This is a genomic window from Exiguobacterium sp. K1 (genome assembly GCF_033721435.1).
Lineage (GTDB): Bacteria > Bacillota > Bacilli > Exiguobacteriales > Exiguobacteriaceae > Exiguobacterium_A > Exiguobacterium_A artemiae.
In genome coordinates this window covers 228,251-245,009 of sequence record NZ_JAOTIT010000002.1, presented here as the reverse complement: position 1 = coordinate 245,009, position 16,759 = coordinate 228,251, and the positions used below count along the sequence as shown (strand labels likewise).

Genomic DNA, 16,759 nt, shown 5'->3' with positions numbered 1-16,759 from the left:
ATGAACAAGGCAGTCAAACACATCGTAGATACGACAGCAGCCGAAACACGATCACTCCCCATCGCCAACCGTTCGATTGCCGTCGTCGGTCTCGGATATGTCGGTCTTCCCGTCGCCGTCGCCTTTGGCGAAAAAACGGAAGTCGTCGGCTTTGACATCAAAGAACAGCGCGTCGCTGAACTGAAAGAGGGCATTGATGCGACGCTCGAACTCAGTCCGTTCGTCCTGAAAAATGCCGACGTCGAATACGTGACGGACGCAGCAGCACTCGGAGCGAGCGACTTCATCATCATCGCCGTTCCGACACCGATCAATGCGCAAAATCAACCGGATTTGACGCCGCTCCTGCGTGCTTCCCATCTTGTCGGACGTCAGTTGAACAAAGGGGACATCGTCGTCTACGAGTCGACCGTCTACCCGGGAGCAACGGAAGAAGATTGTATTCCGGTCCTCGAAGAAGCATCCGGTCTGAAGGCCGGGGTCGACTTCTTCGTCGGCTACTCGCCGGAACGAATCAATCCCGGCGATCATGAGCATACGTTCAAGACAATCAAAAAAATTGTTTCCGCACAAAACGAAGAAACGCTTGATATCGTCGCGGAAGTTTACGAAGCGGTCGTCGAAGCCGGCGTCCACCGGGCATCTTCGATCAAAGTCGCCGAAGCCGCTAAAATCATCGAGAATACACAACGCGACCTGAACATCGCCTTGATGAACGAACTGGCGATCATCTTCGACCGGATGAACATCGATACGCTCGAGGTCCTCGAGGCTGCCGGAACAAAATGGAACTTCCTGCCGTTCCGACCGGGCCTCGTCGGCGGTCACTGCATCGGGGTCGACCCGTTCTACTTGACGATGAAAGCCGAGTCGCTTGGTTACCATCCGGAAGTCATCCTCGCCGGACGCCGGATCAACGATACGATGGGACGCTTCATCGCGACGTCGCTCGTTAAGAATCTAATCAAACAAAACATGCCGGTGCTCGGTGCCCGGGTAACGGTGCTTGGTCTATCGTTCAAGGAAAACGTCAGTGACATCCGGAACTCGAAAGTCGCGAACCTCGTCAAGGAGATCGAAGAGTTCGGCATCGAAGTCCAAGTGACAGACCGGCTCGTCGAAAAAAGGGACGCGAAACGTGAATACGGCATCGATCTTGTTGATCTCGCCGACCTGAAACCCGCCGACGTCGTCATCTTCGCCGTCTCGCATGAAGAGTATGTCGAAGGTAACTGGTTGCTGGCGCAACACCTGCTCAAAGTCGGACGCGGCATCGTCATCGATATCAAAGGGATGCTGACACCGTCGGAAAAACCGGAAGGGGTGCATTTATGGCGACTTTAAAAATCCTTCAGGTCTGCGCGCTGGATACGACCGCCGAGACGATGTTACAACCGTTGCTGCTCGCCTTGCAAAATGCCGGACATGACGTCGGCATTGCTTGTGCCGATACCGGAGCGGCCGCAAAACTCGCGGCGCAAGGTTTCACGATGCACGACATCCCGATTGAACGGAAAATCGACTGGACAAGCAACTGGAAGACGATCCGCTCGATCGTCCAGATTTTAAAAGACGAACAATATGATGCCGTGCATGTGCATACGCCGGTCGCGGCGGCCCTCGGTCGGGTCGCAGCGAAGCGGGCCGGCACAAAACACATCGTCTATACGGCGCACGGTTTCTATTTTCACGAAAAGATGGGACGCGTCACGTATCAGCTGACGTATTCGGTCGAGAAGTGGCTGGCCCGGTTCGCGACCGATTATCTGTTGCTCCAAAGTCAGGAAGACTACGAACTGGCGAACCGCAAACGGTTTAAAAATACGACGCGACTGATGCATCTCGGAAACGGGATCGATTTGACCCGGTTCTATCCCCGGACCCGCCAAACGACCGGACCGTTTACGTTTTTATTCATCGGCCGGATTGTTGAGGAAAAAGGGATTCTCGAACTGTTGAACGCTTTTGAACAGGTCGTTTCGGTTCAACCGGACGTCCGGCTGGTGATTGCCGGTGAAATGATGGAAAGTGAACGCGATCAGACGACGAAACACACGTTCCGCAAACGGATCCGGGAGATTCCGAACATCGATTACCTCGGGTTCGTCGAAGATGTCCCGGAACTGTTGCACCAAGTCGATGCGTTTGTCTTACCGTCGCATCGCGAGGGGGTTCCACGTTCGATCATCGAAGCGATGGCGACGGCGAAACCGGTCATTGCGACAAATATCCGCGGCTGCCGGGAAGAAGTCGTCGACGGCAAGACCGGTTACCTGGTCGAAGTACAGGACGAAACACACCTGGCCCGACGGATGCTCGATCTGGTCGAACAGCCGGACGTCGCGTCCGAGATGGGGCGGGCCGGATTCGAACGGGCGATGAAACACTTTAACGAAGCAGATGTCATCAAGCGGCAACTCAATCTCTTTTCGAACTTATGAGAAGGAGGACGTCATCATGAAACGGACATTCGATTTCACTGTCAGTCTACTCGCCATCATCGTCCTGTTGCCGGTCTACGCCTTCGTCGCCTTATTCATCTACACGAAGCTCGGACGGCCGCTTTTCTTCAATCAAGTCCGTCCGGGGTATAAAGGTGAACTGTTTAAGATCTATAAGTTCCGGACGATGTCGAACGAAACCGATGCGGACGGAAAGCTGTTGCCGGACGCCGACCGGATTCCAAAGTCGGTTGAATGGATCCGCCGTCTGAGTCTCGATGAAATTCCCCAGTTCTTTAATATCCTGCGGGGGCAGATGAGTTTCGTCGGACCACGTCCGTTGCTCGTCAGCTATTTGAACCATTACACGAAAGAACAGATGACCCGGCATGACGTCCTGCCCGGTCTGACCGGCTGGGCCCAAATCCACGGACGAAACGCAACGACGTGGCAGCAACGGTTGGAACAGGATCAGTGGTATGCTGCGAATCATACATTCCGGATAGATTTTTATATTCTTTGGAAGACGGTCAAAATCGTCATCTCGTCAGAAGGGAACTCGACCGATCACCAGACAGGTATGGGCGAATTTAAAGGCCTTGACGGGGGTGTCCCTCATGATGTCGCTAAGCAATGAACGGCTGATTCACGATCCGTTGGAATGGGATGCGCTCGTCGCCCGGTACGGACTCGATTGTTATTATGAGTACGCTTACTTTAAACTGGCCCAAGAACCGGAAGCCGTGCCGGAGATGTACGTTCATCCTTCGGAGTTCGGGATTCTGATTTATCCGTACTTGAAACGCCGGATCACCGGGACACCGTTTCAGGATTTGACGACGCCATACGGATATGGCGGACCAATCTTCGTCGGACTTTGGTCGAGCGATCAAATCGAGGACATCCGGCAGCACTTTCTCGAGTATTGTCAGGCGGAACGGATTGTCAGCGAAACGATCCGGTTTCATCCGCTCCTCGAAAATGATGAGCTCGGACGAAGCTGGTGTGAAACGACGACCGTCCTGCAACAGACGGTGACGGTCGATTTGACCGAACCGTTCGAGACGATTGAAAGTCAGTTCTCTTCGATGACGCGGCGCAACATCAAAAAAGCCGTCCGGGAAGACGTGACGGTCCGGGTCGCCGGACAAAACGAGTATGCCAAGTTCATCCAACTTTACCGGCTGACGATGGACAAACATCAGGCCGATGTCCGTTATTACTTTACCGATCACTACTTTCGCCAGTTTCATGACGGGCGGCTGCCGGCGGAGTTACTGGTCGCCGAACGGGAAGGGAAAATCATCGCCGGCTGTATCGTTCTCTACGGTCAACAGTTTGCGCACTATCATCTCGGCGCATCCGATCCGGCAGAACTGTCCGCCCGCCCGAATCATCTTCTGTTTGCGGAAATGATCCGCCGTGCCAAAGCACTCGGAAAAACAGCCCTGCATCTCGGAGGCGGAACGACACGAAACGAAGACGACAGCCTGCTCGCCTACAAACGTTCCTTCAGCAATCGTCAGACCTCATTCACGCTCGGCACATCGGTGCTTCACCCTTTACTGTACCGTCAACTATCCGAACAGCACCTCGCACACAACGTCCTGTCGTCACAGGACTGGTTTCCGGCCTACCGGACACCTGTCCGCCAACTGTCACCAAGGGGGGAGCAGTCATCATGAAACACATCCCGTTATCGATCCCACATCTCAGTGGTCAGGAAATGCGTTATGTCACGGAAGCTTTGGAAACGAACTGGGTTGCGCCGCTCGGTCCGAATGTCGAAGCCTTCGAAGCAGCAATGAAAACATACAGCGGTTCCGCTGCGACACTCGCGACGAGCAGCGGGACAGCCGCCATCCATTTGGCACTGGCGACACTCGGCGTGACGGCCGGAGATGATGTCTTCTGTCAGTCGTTGACTTTCATCGCTTCGACAAATCCGATCCGTTATGTCGGTGCACGGCCGGTTTTGATTGATTCCGAACCGGAGACGTGGAACATGTCACCGGCAGCACTGCGACGGGCGATGATTCAAGCCGCGACCCGGGGACGCCTGCCGAAAGCCGTCATCGTCGTCCATCTGTACGGCGTTGTCGCGAAGATCGAAGAGATTGCCGCCATCTGTGAGGAGTATGATGTACCGCTGATCGAGGACGCGGCAGAATCACTCGGGTCGACGATCAACGGTCGGATGACAGGCACGTTCGGAACATTCGGCATCTATTCGTTTAACGGCAATAAAATTATCACGACGTCGGGCGGGGGCATGTTGGTCTCAAATGACACCGGCCTGATCGAACGGGCCTTTTATCTCGCGACACAAGCCCGTCAGCCCGTCTTACATTATGAGCATACGGAAGTCGGCTTCAATTACCGGATGAGCAATGTCTCTGCCGGAATCGGACGCGGCCAGCTGGAAGTGATTGAAGAGCGGGTCGAAGCACGGCGGACCATTTTCGAGCGGTATGTCCGGGCCTTTGAGACGGTCGACGTCTCACATTACCAGCAGGAAATCGAAGGAAGCCGCGCGAACCGTTGGCTGACGGCACTGACGTTACCGGGAGGCACGGCACAACGGGATACATTGATTCAGCAGTTGCAGCAAAAAAACATCGAGGCGCGTCCGGCCTGGAAACCGATGCACCTTCAACCCGTTTACCGGGATGTGCCTTATGTCACGGCGAATGAAGAGGATGTCAGCCGCCGTCTATTCGAGGAAGGGATCTGTTTACCGTCTGCTTCGCAAATGAGCTTTACGGATCAAGCACTGGTCATTCGTTTTGTTCGCCAGGGACTCGTTGAAGATGTTCGACGAAATGTTCAGTTATGAATGTGTGGGAGGGAGACATCGTGATGAGCGATTTGGAGGAAGCGATTGAAGCACTCCGTCTCGCTGCGAACGGGAAAAATGAACTGACGGCAAATACCTACTTTCGCTGGCAACTGAATACCCAGTATCCAAGCGTCGCGGAAATCCTGATTTTATTCGGATCATGGCAGATCGCTCTCGAACGGGCCGGTATCGGTAACGTCCGGGTAGCCTTCACCAAGTCGGATATCATCGAGGCCTTACGGGCCGCAAAGGAGGAACTGGAACCCTTCACGAGTGCGACATACCGTGAATGGGCTCAGCAACATCAGGCGCCGAGCTTGACCGATATCGTCCATCAATTCAACTCGTGGCAGCAGGCATTATCGGAAGCAGAGATCTTAAAGGAACGGGTGCAGGAGATGGAGCGCCGGATCATCGAATCGTTACTCGAAGCACAAGAGACGTTATCCGTCCTGACGAGCCAGACTTATACGAAGTGGGCAGCGGGCAAAAACCGGCCGACGGTGGCGACGATTGCGAGACGTTACGGATCGTGGAGCAATGCCCTGGAGATCATCGGGATTGAACAACCACGCAAACGCTGGACAGAAGAAGAGGTTTTACGCATTTTACGGGAAGCGGCAGCTGAAATGGATGGCTTGACGATTGCTCATTATCAACGATTCAGTGAGGGACGGGAGGCACCGAGCATCGGTGTCATCACAGCCTTGTTCGGCAGTTGGAGCAATGCGGTGATGATCGTCTCCGACGAGCAATCGTAAATCGACTTGATCCGAAAGAAAAGGGGATATCGTGATGAAAAAATGGACGTGGCTGATCATAACAGTGGTTGGTATCGGGTTACTCGTTTTTTTCGGATCAGGTGGGTACATCCAACAGGCGGATCACCAGACGAGCAAGCAGGCGGAGGTGACGGATCCGACACATGTCGAGGCAACAACGCCGTCTCAACCGGCAAAAGGCTCGAAAACCAAACTGGCCAATCAACAAAAGGCATTGTCGTTTTTATTGCTCGGTGTCGATCAGCGGGGAAACGAAGCCGGACGGAGTGATACGATCATCGTCGTCACCGTTAATCCGGCAACCGGGGAAAGCAAGATGCTGAGCATCCCGCGCGATTTGAAGACAGAAATCATCGGTGTCGGTTCGAACGATAAAATCAATCATGCCTATGCCTTCGGAGGTCCGGAAATGGCACGGGATACGGTCGAGCATCTCTTGGATCTGCGAATCGACTATTTCGCGGAAATCAATCTTAAAGGATTCACCGATTTAGTCGATGCCGTTGATGGCGTAACGGTTAAAAATGATATTGATTTCTCTTATTACGAGATGCAGTTCCCGAAAGGTCCAGTCTCACTGAACGGTAAGGAAGCGCTCGCCTATGCTCGGATGCGTCATGATGATCCGCGGGGCGACTTCGGACGGCAAATCCGGCAACGACAAGTCGTTCAGGCCGTCGCCGATAAACTGACGGCTGATTTTTCCTTGACGCGGTTTAACGATGTGTTGACGGCACTCGGTCAAAACGTCAAAACCGATATCCCGTTCCCGGTCGTCCGGAAGCTTGCGACCGATTACCGGGACAGTCTGAAACAGGTCGAGACCTTGTCACTTGAAGGAAGCGGCGGCATCGAATCGGATCACATCTACTACTGGCATCCGACAGCGGCTTCGCTGAAACAGGTCCAGACTGAGTTGAAAAAGGAACTGAAATGATGGTTCAGCAACTGAGAAAAGCGTAATTCTTGTTAGACGGGAAAAGGGGCTGACTCAAAAAAGAAACACTCATTCTTTCACGCCCTTTCCTCAGGCGAGACACAAGTCAGTTTTCCTGCCTGAATCAGGCAGAAACCCGGGTCTTGTTTGTCTCTGACAGCGCAACATGCGCTTTCCCTGTAGGAGTCGCGTGAAAAGAGTGTTTCTTTTTTAACGCGAAAAGGGTGGCAGATTCCAATTCTGCCACCCTTCTCTTTGTAGAATCTGACTTTTGAGTCAGCCCCTTGACGTCTGAGTCGGAATAAACGAAGCTTTTTAGTTTTTTGAACGGACGATTGTCCGGACAGGGAGAAACTTCACAGCCGCATAGATGAAATATAAGACCGTCATGATGGCGGCTGCACTCCAGATGAGCTGGTAGTTGGCACCTGTCGTCCCGAACCGGAGACCGACAAGGGCAGGCACGATGAGCGTCAACCAGCTGAGGACGATCGCGACACGAGCCGTCAGCGCATCGAGGCTCATATTCAATCCCATCCCGAGGAAAAACAGTCCCCAGAGGATGACCCAGAATAACCACGTCGCACCGCCGATGATGTCACCGGTACTGAAGCTGACACCGGCATAAAACAGCGCAGAGATGGCGACGAACAATGAGAACCAGCCGACACCGCTGCCGTCGAGACCAAACAAAAACGTGATGCCGACATACAGGTACGTAAAGGCGAATAAATAGATGCTCGCATACCCGAACGTCAGCGCCGGATCACCGGCTGCCCCGATGACGAGCCAAGTCGCGATGAAGGTCTGCAATAAACCGGTCAACAAACTAAAAAGACCGGCGCTCTTCAAATCGACTTTCCCGAACAGCGACAGACTATTTAAAAAGAGGGCGACGCCTCCGAATAACAAACTTACATTTCCCACGTGAATTCCTCCATTAAGACGTCAGACGTCTGATTGTTACTTCCACCATATGATGAATTCGCTTCCATTGCAAGTGAAATTTTTCAGGTGGAAATAACAAAAAAAGACTCCGGATATCACTTTCAGCAGAAAGCGAATCCGAGAGTCTGGTCTTAACGGTTGAGGACGGAACGTAATGTCGTTTCGGTTTGCGGAAGTGTTCCTTTTAACGTAACGAGACCGTAACGTGTCGATCCTTTTTTGATGAAGAAGACGCGTGTATAGGCAGACTCCGGCGTATAACCGGTCTTGCTCGCATAAACACGTGTGTCGCCTGGAAGTGACGTGTTCGTATGATACCACGTCAACGTCCGGGCATAAGGTCCTTTGACAGTCGTCTGGAACGATTTACGTCCGCTGACCGTCATCAGATAACTGTAATTCGCATACGTATTGGCAAGCTTCTGCATATCCGCTGCCGTCGTATAGTGGCTTGGATGATAGAAGCCGTGCGGATTCATGAAATGACTGGCCGACATACCGATGCGGCTCGCACGGCTGTTCATGAGCGAAACGAACTTCGATTCCGAACCGGCAGTCCGGACGGCAATCGCTTTCGCAGCATCGTTGCCGGAGCGGATCAACATCCCGTTTAACAGTTGGCGCATCGTGACTTTGTCGCCTGAACGGAAACCGGCGGTGCTGCTGCCGGAGGGAACGGCTAACATCGAGTACGTCAACGTAAAGGTCTGATCGAGCGTTCCTTTTTGTGCCGCCGCGTCATAAGCGACGATTGCCGTCAGTAACTTCGTCGTACTGGCCGGATAACGGCGGGCAAAACTTTCTTTCGTCAGTTCATAGCCGGACGAACCGAGTTTGAAGTAACGCATCGATGCGACCGGATAGCTGCCGCTTGCCGGAGCCGGCGAACTTGTCGTCAGCTTTTTCGCGACCTGGTTCGAGACATAATAGTAGTTCGTTTTTCCTTTGACCTTATACCAGCCATTCGAATAGGAAACAGCGTTGAACTTTGATTTATATGTAGCATGCCGTTTGATATTTTTAGAAGAGGCCGTACTTGGTGACGTCCGGACATTCGCGCCTGCCGTCGAGTAAACGATAATCTTATATGTCTTGACGGAGCTGGATCCGACTTTTTTCGCGACCTGATTCGACAGGTAACGATAGGCGCCTCCGTCCTTGATCTTGTACCAACCGTTCGAATAAGACACAGCGGTAAACTTAGCTTTGTACGGGGCACGACGGGTAATGGTTGCAGATGAACTTGTGCTTGGCTTCGACCGGATGTTTGCCCCAATCGTCGACGTGACGATGACCTGATAGCTTGTTGCTTGAGCAGGCAGGGCAGGGAGACATAAGGTAAGAAGCAGGACGAGTGTCAAACCAATCCTGAATAATGATTTCATAAAAAACTCATTCCCTCCTTTTGCAAAATATGTTCTTATCATAAAACAAAAAAAGGAAATTATCTTCTTTTTCAAAAAAATAGTTTCCCTACACGAAGCGCATGAAACCGGCTAACATAGGGAATGAGAGCAAAAGACAGGTTCAAGGAGGAAATCAGATGAAAATAGCAGTAATTGGTTTAGGCGATATCGCCCAGAAGGCGTATTTACCGGTCTATGCAGAGCGGACAGACCTGGAAGTTTATCTTGTCTCGACGGATCAGGAGAAGGCAGAACGGTTGCGAAACGCTTATCGGTTTGCCGGGACGTTGTCTTCACTGGATGATGTCATTCGGGAAGGGATTCAAGTCGCGATGATTCACTCAGCGACGAAAGTCCACGCGGAACAGGCGAAGCAACTGCTTGCAGCCGGCGTCCATCTTTACATTGATAAACCGGTCTCGCTGGAAGTCGAGGAAGTCCGGGCATTGACAGAACAGGCGGAAGAACAAGGTCTGCATTTCATCACCGGCTTCAATCGCCGGTTTGCATCCGCCCACCGGACGTTGCTTGAAGTCGAGGAACCGAATCTGGTCGTCATGCAAAAAAACCGGACGTCCTTTATCGAAGATGCCAAGACGTTCATCTTTGATGATTTCGTCCATGTCGCGGATACCCTGCGTTTCTTGACCGGTCGAGGCGAAATCGAACAGTTGCAAGTCCGGGGTAAGAAAGTCGACGGATTGTTGCACCACGTAACGATTCAATTCGAATCGAACGGCATCACCGCGATCGGTATCATGAACCGGAATAACGGCGTGACGGAAGAACGTGTCGAAGTGATGGGACCAAATGAAAAACGGATTGCGACAGATGTGACGTCGGTGGAACGATTGACGAAAGCCGGTACGTTACGCCTGCCGCTCGATAACTGGGAACCGACCCTGCACCGTCGCGGATTCGTCGAGATGGTCGATGCCTTCATCGAGACCGTTCATGGTCATCCGTCAGCGTCCGTCACGGGAAAAGACAGCTTGGCAACCCATGAGCTTTGTGCGGAAATCGTCAAACGGTTGGACGCACTATAAGTCAGTTGAGACAGCAAAAAACGACCGTGTCCTCTTCGATCATCGAGAGAACGTGGTCGTTTTTTGTGTTAATCGACTTTTTTTAATTGATAGATCCGTTTCCCGCCTGGACCTTCGAAAGTTAAGGTCAGACCCGCGCGGCTGAAGACATAACTGACGAGTCCTTCGGAGAGGGCGAGACGGGCTGATAAATCCGGTTCGAAGCGGACGGTCTCCGTATCACTTCGCGGAGCATCGGGCGTTCCAAAGTCCTGATACTGAACCGTCGCGAGCAACGTATGCGGTTTGCCGAACGAGACGTGGAGCTGACCCGTGGCCGGGAAGGTTGTTTCTTCCTGCCCATCATCGAGGATGCTGCGCTCGATTTGATAAGTGCCCGCTGCCTGTTTCAAACGATCGAGCATCGCTTCAGCACTCAGCTGAATCGACTTCGCACGCAGGCGGATCGGATTATCCTGAGGCAATGGTAACTTTTCAATCGTTCTTGCAGTAGTGATGCTGTCTTCAAAACGGTAACTCGCGAACTGCGTTTCGAGCCGCACCATCAACTGAGCCGCATCATGCATCGGATCCTGACGGGACGATTGATCGACCGCCTGTGTGTATTGTCCGAGGTCCAGCTCGTCCTGGATACGCGACGGTTCCTGCGAACATCCCATCAACAAACTACAGAACAGAAGCAGAATGACAATTCTCATGCGTCCACCTCCGTCCGGACGATGTGGGTGATTTGCAGATGATCCGTATGTAACCGGACGTTGTAGCGGACATCGTACGTGACGAGCTGTTGATTGACAGGCAGTTGATAGGTTTCGACCGTTCTGACCTGATAGGAATCCCCTTTTGAGACGAACCGTTTAAAATCAACGGTTTGGAGGCGCGGCGGAATCGGGCTGTCGGAAGCGGCATGAATCGTCCGTAAGGCATCGACTTCTGACTGGAAGGCATCCAAGGTCGCAAACTGGATCGCAGAGAATGTTTCCAGTGTATCCGTCGTTTTGGAATAATTGGCCGTTTCCGGAACCGTTTGTGTATATTGGCGGACGAACTTCAGGATATCGTAAGAGGCCGGAGGATTTTCCGACGAATAAGTTTGATTGTAAGCAGAGGTCTCGTCAGACCAGTCCGACAGGGACAGGGCCTGGACGGGTGCAGCAAGCGTCGTGTGGGTCGAGTCGGTTTGCGTCAAAGCGTACCATGTCCCGATCGCTCCGACTGCAATCGCAAAAACGATAATAAAAGATAGGACGTAACGGTTGGACTTGACCGGTGTGACAGATGATTCTTCATCGAATTGCCGTTTTTTGAGGACAGGATGTTTGCAGTAGGAACATGCTGTCGCTTCTGTTTCCAACGGTGTTCCGCAAAGTGAACAACGTTCCATGAACCATCCCTCCTAATTGAAATGACACATTATTTTTTACAGAGAATAATATTTTTGAAATTCTAATTTAGAATAACATTAATTGGAAATCAAATCAAAAAGCAATTGGCTGAAGCCGACGATTGTTCGTCAGACCCCAAAAAAAGATTCCTTCCACGCGTGTGGAAGGAATCTTAAAAACATAAGCTCTTAAACAGAATAACTGCCGTCCGACTGCTCGGTCATTTCAAGTGTATCTTTTGCAAAGTAGGTGTCAACGACACGTGATGCCGCCGACCCGTCTTCCATCGCACAATAGGATTCCCGGAAAGCATCGAGTCGTGACCGGTAGTCGCTCGTCAACTGCGGAATGTTGGCCAAGGCTTCAACGAAAGCATCTTCGGTCTCGAGAATCGGTCCCGGCAAGTCCTTGTAGTAGTCAAGATAGAAGCCGCGTAATGTATCGCGGTATAAATCGAGATCGTACGCATAAAAGAACATCGGGCGGTTCATATTCGCGAAATCAAAGAACACGGACGAATAGTCGGTGATCAATAAATCCGTGATCAAGTACAGTTCCTGAATATCCGGATAACTCGTGACATCGATAAAACGTTCCCGGTGTTCAGCAGGAATACGCGGTTTCTTCGTCACAAGAACGTGCGTCCGGATCAAGAAGACGTACTCGTCACCGAGTGCTTCCGCGACACGGTCGAAATCGAACGGATAGTCAAAGAAGAACTTTCCGTTTCCGAGCGACTGATGATCGCGGAACGTCGGTGCATACAAAATGACTTTCTTCTCATCCGACAATTGCAGTTTCGTCCGGATACTCTCGATGGTCTTCGGCTGATTGTTCGAGAAGAACAGATCATTCCGCGGATAACCGGATTCTAAAATCGGTCCATCATACCGGAAAGCACTTTTAAAGATCGTCGAGGCGTAAGCACTCGGAGACAACAGGACGCTCCATTGTTTGATTGAGTTCGTGACCCGGTCGACGTACCCTTCGTCCCGTCCATGAATCTCGTCCAAATCGAACAACATCTTCTTAAGCGGTGTCCCGTGCCACGTCTGAATGTAAGTCGTCTCTTTCCGGCGTGTGAAGTAATGCGGGAAGTTCTGATTGTTGACCCAGAACTTCGCTGTCGCCAGGTAATAGAAGTAAGCAGGAGAAAGACGCTTGATGACTTTGGCATTCGGATCCCCGAGGTAAAGCCGCTTATTGTAGACCCAAACGACTTTATAATCGAGATTACGCCGTTTTAACTCTTCATAGATATAACGCGGGCTGTCGGAATACTGTTTACCGAGTCCGCTTTCAAACACAACGAGTTTCGGATCGACCGGCAGTTTTTGCATGAAACGGTAAGCCAGCTTCATCGACGGGAAGTAGTAACGATTTTTTCTATACAAGCGGTATAGAATATTCGCAGCTTCATTCGTCTCTAAACGTTCCAACCAGCTGGTTTGCTTTTTAAAATCAGTAATGTTTTGATAAATCGTTTCTGCATAAGATGAATTGACCGGTCTCAAGAAAATATCCGCTCGCTTTTCATACTCATCTTCCATTTGGAACTGACGTGCAGCGGAAAGTTCCAATTGATCCAGTACTTCATCCGGTGTTTTGGAGATTGGACCCGGTAATTCTTTTTCCAGATCGTAATGGGATCCTTTAGGTCCAATGAAACGCCGACTGTCAAACTGGAAATAGAAAACAGGTCGTTTCAAGAAGCTGAAGTCAAAAGCAACGCTTGAATAATCTGTAATCATCAGCATGCTTTCTTTCATCAGATCCTGAACGTCACGTTCTCCCTGATTGATGACCGTAATCGGCAAGTCTTCGAAATGACTCGAATACTGTTGCATGTTCGGGTGCAGACAAAAAATAATTTCCATGTCATGAGCCGAAGCGAACTGATGGAGTCTTTCGCTCGATAACAGGGTCCGGTACTGCTCGTAGTACTCAGATTCAAAGAATTGGAGCGGTGTCTGTAACCAGGTACGCCATGTAGGAATAATTAAAATTTGACGTTTTACTTCGCAATCCTTTGCGAGCAAGGTATCGAAACGTGCCAGTCCAGTGACTCGAACTTCATGTTCCGGATAACCCATATCTTCTGTAACGACACGTTTTTCACGTTCGGAACTGACGAAAAACAAATCAGTATGGAACGACGGTGAATGCTTGCCGTAATGATTTTCTAAATTCTTCGTTCCGAGTACACCGTGTTGGAGGAAAACATGTTCTGCGTTCATCTTGTGATCAAAACGTTTTGAACGAACAGGATATAAATAATCTCCATGGTGCGTACCAATCACTTTTTTCGCCATAAGCGTGTGATAGATATGTTCTTTGGATTTAAACGGTAAGGCATGTCCCAGTTGATTTACTTTCTCAAATTCCGGCGAATTTTCGTCAATGACATAATAAACAGGACGGTCAGGATAGGTATCGCGCATATATTTGAAGAAGTGATAACCGTTATCCTGTGCCTTATAAGGACGTTCTCCGACAATCCATGTATTCTTTTCAGCAAACAACCGGTAAACCGGTGCAAATTTCATCATATGATTCAGATAATCATAGTTTTCATTCGTGAATTCCGTCATTTCGAACGAGAGATTTCGATGTCCGATCGTAAAGTAAGGATTGATGAGCATCGTGTGTCGATCGCTTCGGGCGTTTGTTTCTGAAATTAATTGGCGGGTGATGTAACGAGCACGACCGAGACGGAGCAATGTAGTCTCTGAACGATGATAGTATTCGAGCGAGACGAATGTATCATATACGCCTTCTTTTAAAAGTTGTTGCTGATGGTAAATATCTGTCCAATCAATCAGTGCTCGATAGGTATACCGGTAAAGTCCGAATTTCTCAGCACTTTTGGCATTGTCATACATCCAATCGATCGGGACTGCAACTTGTTCTCCTGTTTCCCGGTGGACCAGTTGCAATGTTCCTTTTTGAATAAAAGCATGGCGGGTAAAGATTTTCCCTTTAATTTCAGTTTGATTCGCAACAGGACGCTCGATGGAATCGATTTGCATCTTCGGTTTAACTTTAGGTTCTTTGTTTAACAGTAATCTTAAATTCCCTTTTAAATCCGTGTAGATATGAGCCGAATTTTGAAATTCTGAATCAATCAACGGCTTTAAAGGAGAAGAAATTCGAGTCTCCAGAAAACGTCCTAAGATAATTTCGCGGGTAAACAGTTCACCGTTAATCGAAGAACGACTCGGTAATCCTTTTGTTTCCCATTTTTTGAGCGTCGTTGGACGGAAATCTTCGAGCTGTTTTGAAAACTTCAACCAAAAAGAAAATCGACCGGTCGGCAAGTCCGTTTCGGATTCTGAATCAGTTTCTGCTAAATCTTCCGAAGCATCTGCCTCCAAGATCGAGATAGCCTCTTTCGTATCTTCTTCAAGAGACAGTTTTTCTTGCTCCGCTAACAGTTTGTTTTCTAATACCTGTTCAACGAGAGCAGGCAAGATATCATGTGTTAGCGAGAAAGAGAACTGGCCATCACCTGTCGGATGGGTATTTTGTAATTGAACTACTTCATTCAGTCGATTATCACGAATGATCAGAGACTCAACATTCACTGAAGGATCAGACAAACGTCCACTCAAAATATGTTCTTGAAATGTCGAATTGAGTTGTAACGTTTGTTTAAACTTAGCGCGACGTGAAACCGTCTTTTTTGGCTTTGGTAAAATTGAACTTCCGAATCGTGCCATTCGTAATAGTGTCTTGGAAAGACTCACGGGGTAGAACCTCCTCATAAAAAAATCGTCTGTTTTCGACGGGAAAACAAACAGAACGTGTCGTGTGCATGACAATTATCATATCATATTTTCTTTTTTTTGGATGATCAAAATAAAGACAAGTTAGGGGAGGCAATCAAGATGCATCATTTCATCTGTATCGACAGCTTCAAAGGCTGTATCGGCTCGGAAGATGCAGCACGTGCCATCGAACGGGGCATTCGGCATGCCGATCCTGACGCGACGATTGATTGGAGTCCGGTCGCGGACGGCGGAGAAGGCACGATTGATACGTTATTGGCCAATGGATTTGAGAAAATCGAGGACGCGACAATCGATTTAGCCGGTCGTCCAATCGACGTGGCCTATGCGCAAAAAGGCCGGATTGCCGTGGTCGAGGCGGCGACCGTCTGCGGACTGCACTTGAAACGACCGGAAGATGAGGCATTTTCGGTTCACACACGGGGTGTCGGTCGTCTCGTCCGGCAGGTGCTGGCGACGGATGTATCTGACGTCTTTTTGGCCTTGGGCGGCACGGCGACGACCGATGGCGGGCTTGGTTTTTTGGCAGAGCTGGGGGCTGACCTATTGACGGAAACCGGAGCACCGATTTCATGGCAAACGAATCCTTTGATGGAAACGAAACACCTCCAGCTGCCGGCCGTGTCCGTTCCCTTACTTGTCCTGGCAGACGTCACGGCTCCGTACGCGGGTGAACAAGGAGCCGCATACGTCTTCGGACCGCAAAAAGGACTGACTGCATCGGAAATTGTTTTACTGGATGGACGGTTAAATGAAATCGGACACCGGCTGCATATCGATCACGTCAAAGGAGCAGGGGCGGCAGGTGGTCTCGGCGGAGCGGCGTATGCGCTTGGTACTTCGATCGAATCGGGTGCCGCTTTTATATTACGGATGATTCATGCGAGGGAACGGATTGAACGAGCCGATTATGTCTGGACGGGGGAAGGGCGGGTCGATCGTCAGACCGCGATGGGGAAGCTCCCGGCAAAGGTCATGGCATTAGCGGATCAGGAGGACGTTCCTTGTATCGTCCTTGCGGGTGAAGTGACGGAAAGGATGGAGCAGGCATGGATCTGCGAAGCGATTCATGATCCGGATGAAGAAAAGACGCTTGATCCGTTCGTGACGAAACAACGGCTGGCGCAACGGACAGAGCAAATTGTCCGAAGGTTGCTGGCAGCGCGAGACAGGTGAATTCTTTTGAA

Annotated in this window: 14 protein-coding genes; 9 read left to right on the top strand and 5 right to left on the bottom strand. The window is 50.6% G+C overall.

The annotated features are described in order from the left end of the window. The 7 genes from N7U64_RS06525 to N7U64_RS06495 are packed head-to-tail and all read left to right on the top strand — an operon-like array spanning position 1 to position 6,999. On the top strand, positions 1 to 1,344 hold the full coding sequence (locus tag N7U64_RS06525) for a nucleotide sugar dehydrogenase (protein WP_318928918.1): 1,344 nt from the start codon (positions 1 to 3) through the stop codon (positions 1,342 to 1,344). Then, positions 1,332 to 2,441 carry a glycosyltransferase family 4 protein gene (locus N7U64_RS06520; protein WP_318928917.1) on the top strand — a complete coding sequence of 370 codons (1,110 nt, stop codon included), beginning with the start codon at positions 1,332 to 1,334 and terminating at the stop codon, positions 2,439 to 2,441. The genes N7U64_RS06525 and N7U64_RS06520 overlap by 13 nt, the downstream gene beginning before the upstream one ends. A gap of 16 nt (positions 2,442 to 2,457) precedes the next feature. Further along, on the top strand, positions 2,458 to 3,078 hold the full coding sequence (locus N7U64_RS06515; protein ID WP_318928916.1) for a sugar transferase: 621 nt from the start codon (positions 2,458 to 2,460) through the stop codon (positions 3,076 to 3,078). Next, positions 3,059 to 4,126, top strand: coding sequence for a GNAT family N-acetyltransferase (locus N7U64_RS06510; RefSeq protein WP_318928915.1), 1,068 nt, complete (start codon positions 3,059 to 3,061; stop codon positions 4,124 to 4,126). The genes N7U64_RS06515 and N7U64_RS06510 overlap by 20 nt, the downstream gene beginning before the upstream one ends. Continuing rightward, positions 4,123 to 5,277 carry an aminotransferase class I/II-fold pyridoxal phosphate-dependent enzyme gene (locus tag N7U64_RS06505; protein ID WP_318928914.1) on the top strand — a complete coding sequence of 385 codons (1,155 nt, stop codon included), beginning with the start codon at positions 4,123 to 4,125 and terminating at the stop codon, positions 5,275 to 5,277. Before N7U64_RS06510 ends, N7U64_RS06505 begins: the two co-directional genes overlap by 4 nt. A gap of 23 nt (positions 5,278 to 5,300) precedes the next feature. Beyond that, positions 5,301 to 6,041 carry a hypothetical protein gene (locus tag N7U64_RS06500; protein ID WP_214849979.1) on the top strand — a complete coding sequence of 247 codons (741 nt, stop codon included), beginning with the start codon at positions 5,301 to 5,303 and terminating at the stop codon, positions 6,039 to 6,041. A 34-nt stretch (positions 6,042 to 6,075) separates the two neighbouring features. Then, a complete protein-coding gene (locus N7U64_RS06495) occupies positions 6,076 to 6,999 on the top strand; it encodes an LCP family protein (protein ID WP_318928913.1) in 924 nt (307 codons plus the stop codon). A gap of 315 nt (positions 7,000 to 7,314) precedes the next feature. Here the strand turns inward: N7U64_RS06495 and N7U64_RS06490 are convergent, their stop codons facing one another. Together N7U64_RS06490 and N7U64_RS06485 are read right to left on the bottom strand one after the other, a co-directional pair. Next, positions 7,315 to 7,926, bottom strand: a complete 612-nt coding sequence (locus N7U64_RS06490; protein WP_012371427.1) for an AmiS/UreI family transporter — start codon at positions 7,924 to 7,926, stop codon at positions 7,315 to 7,317. A gap of 152 nt (positions 7,927 to 8,078) precedes the next feature. After that, the gene (locus N7U64_RS06485; RefSeq protein WP_318928912.1) at positions 8,079 to 9,332 is read right to left on the bottom strand and encodes an SH3 domain-containing protein; all 1,254 of its coding nucleotides are present in this window, start codon (positions 9,330 to 9,332) and stop codon (positions 8,079 to 8,081) included. A 158-nt stretch (positions 9,333 to 9,490) separates the two neighbouring features. Between N7U64_RS06485 and N7U64_RS06480 the strand changes: the two genes are divergently transcribed. Continuing rightward, positions 9,491 to 10,399 carry a Gfo/Idh/MocA family oxidoreductase gene (locus N7U64_RS06480; RefSeq protein WP_318928911.1) on the top strand — a complete coding sequence of 303 codons (909 nt, stop codon included), beginning with the start codon at positions 9,491 to 9,493 and terminating at the stop codon, positions 10,397 to 10,399. 68 nt (positions 10,400 to 10,467) lie between these two features. Here N7U64_RS06480 and N7U64_RS06475 read toward each other — a convergent pair whose 3' ends face one another. The 3 genes from N7U64_RS06475 to N7U64_RS06465 form a co-directional block, all read right to left on the bottom strand. Beyond that, positions 10,468 to 11,097 (bottom strand): hypothetical protein, encoded by a 630-nt coding sequence (locus N7U64_RS06475; protein WP_318928910.1) that lies wholly within the window; start codon positions 11,095 to 11,097, stop codon positions 10,468 to 10,470. Continuing rightward, complete coding sequence (locus N7U64_RS06470) at positions 11,094 to 11,783, bottom strand: zinc ribbon domain-containing protein (RefSeq protein WP_318928909.1); 690 nt, start codon at positions 11,781 to 11,783, stop codon at positions 11,094 to 11,096. Before N7U64_RS06470 ends, N7U64_RS06475 begins: the two co-directional genes overlap by 4 nt. Positions 11,784 to 11,972: 189 nt before the next feature. Next, positions 11,973 to 15,530, bottom strand: a complete 3,558-nt coding sequence (locus N7U64_RS06465) for a CDP-glycerol glycerophosphotransferase family protein (protein WP_318928908.1) — start codon at positions 15,528 to 15,530, stop codon at positions 11,973 to 11,975. Between the two features lie 141 nt (positions 15,531 to 15,671). On the opposite strand from N7U64_RS06465, the gene N7U64_RS06460 reads away from it, so the two are divergent. Next, positions 15,672 to 16,748: a glycerate kinase gene (locus N7U64_RS06460; protein ID WP_318928907.1), complete on the top strand. Its 1,077-nt coding sequence runs from the start codon at positions 15,672 to 15,674 to the stop codon at positions 16,746 to 16,748. Positions 16,749 to 16,759 lie beyond the last annotated feature (11 nt).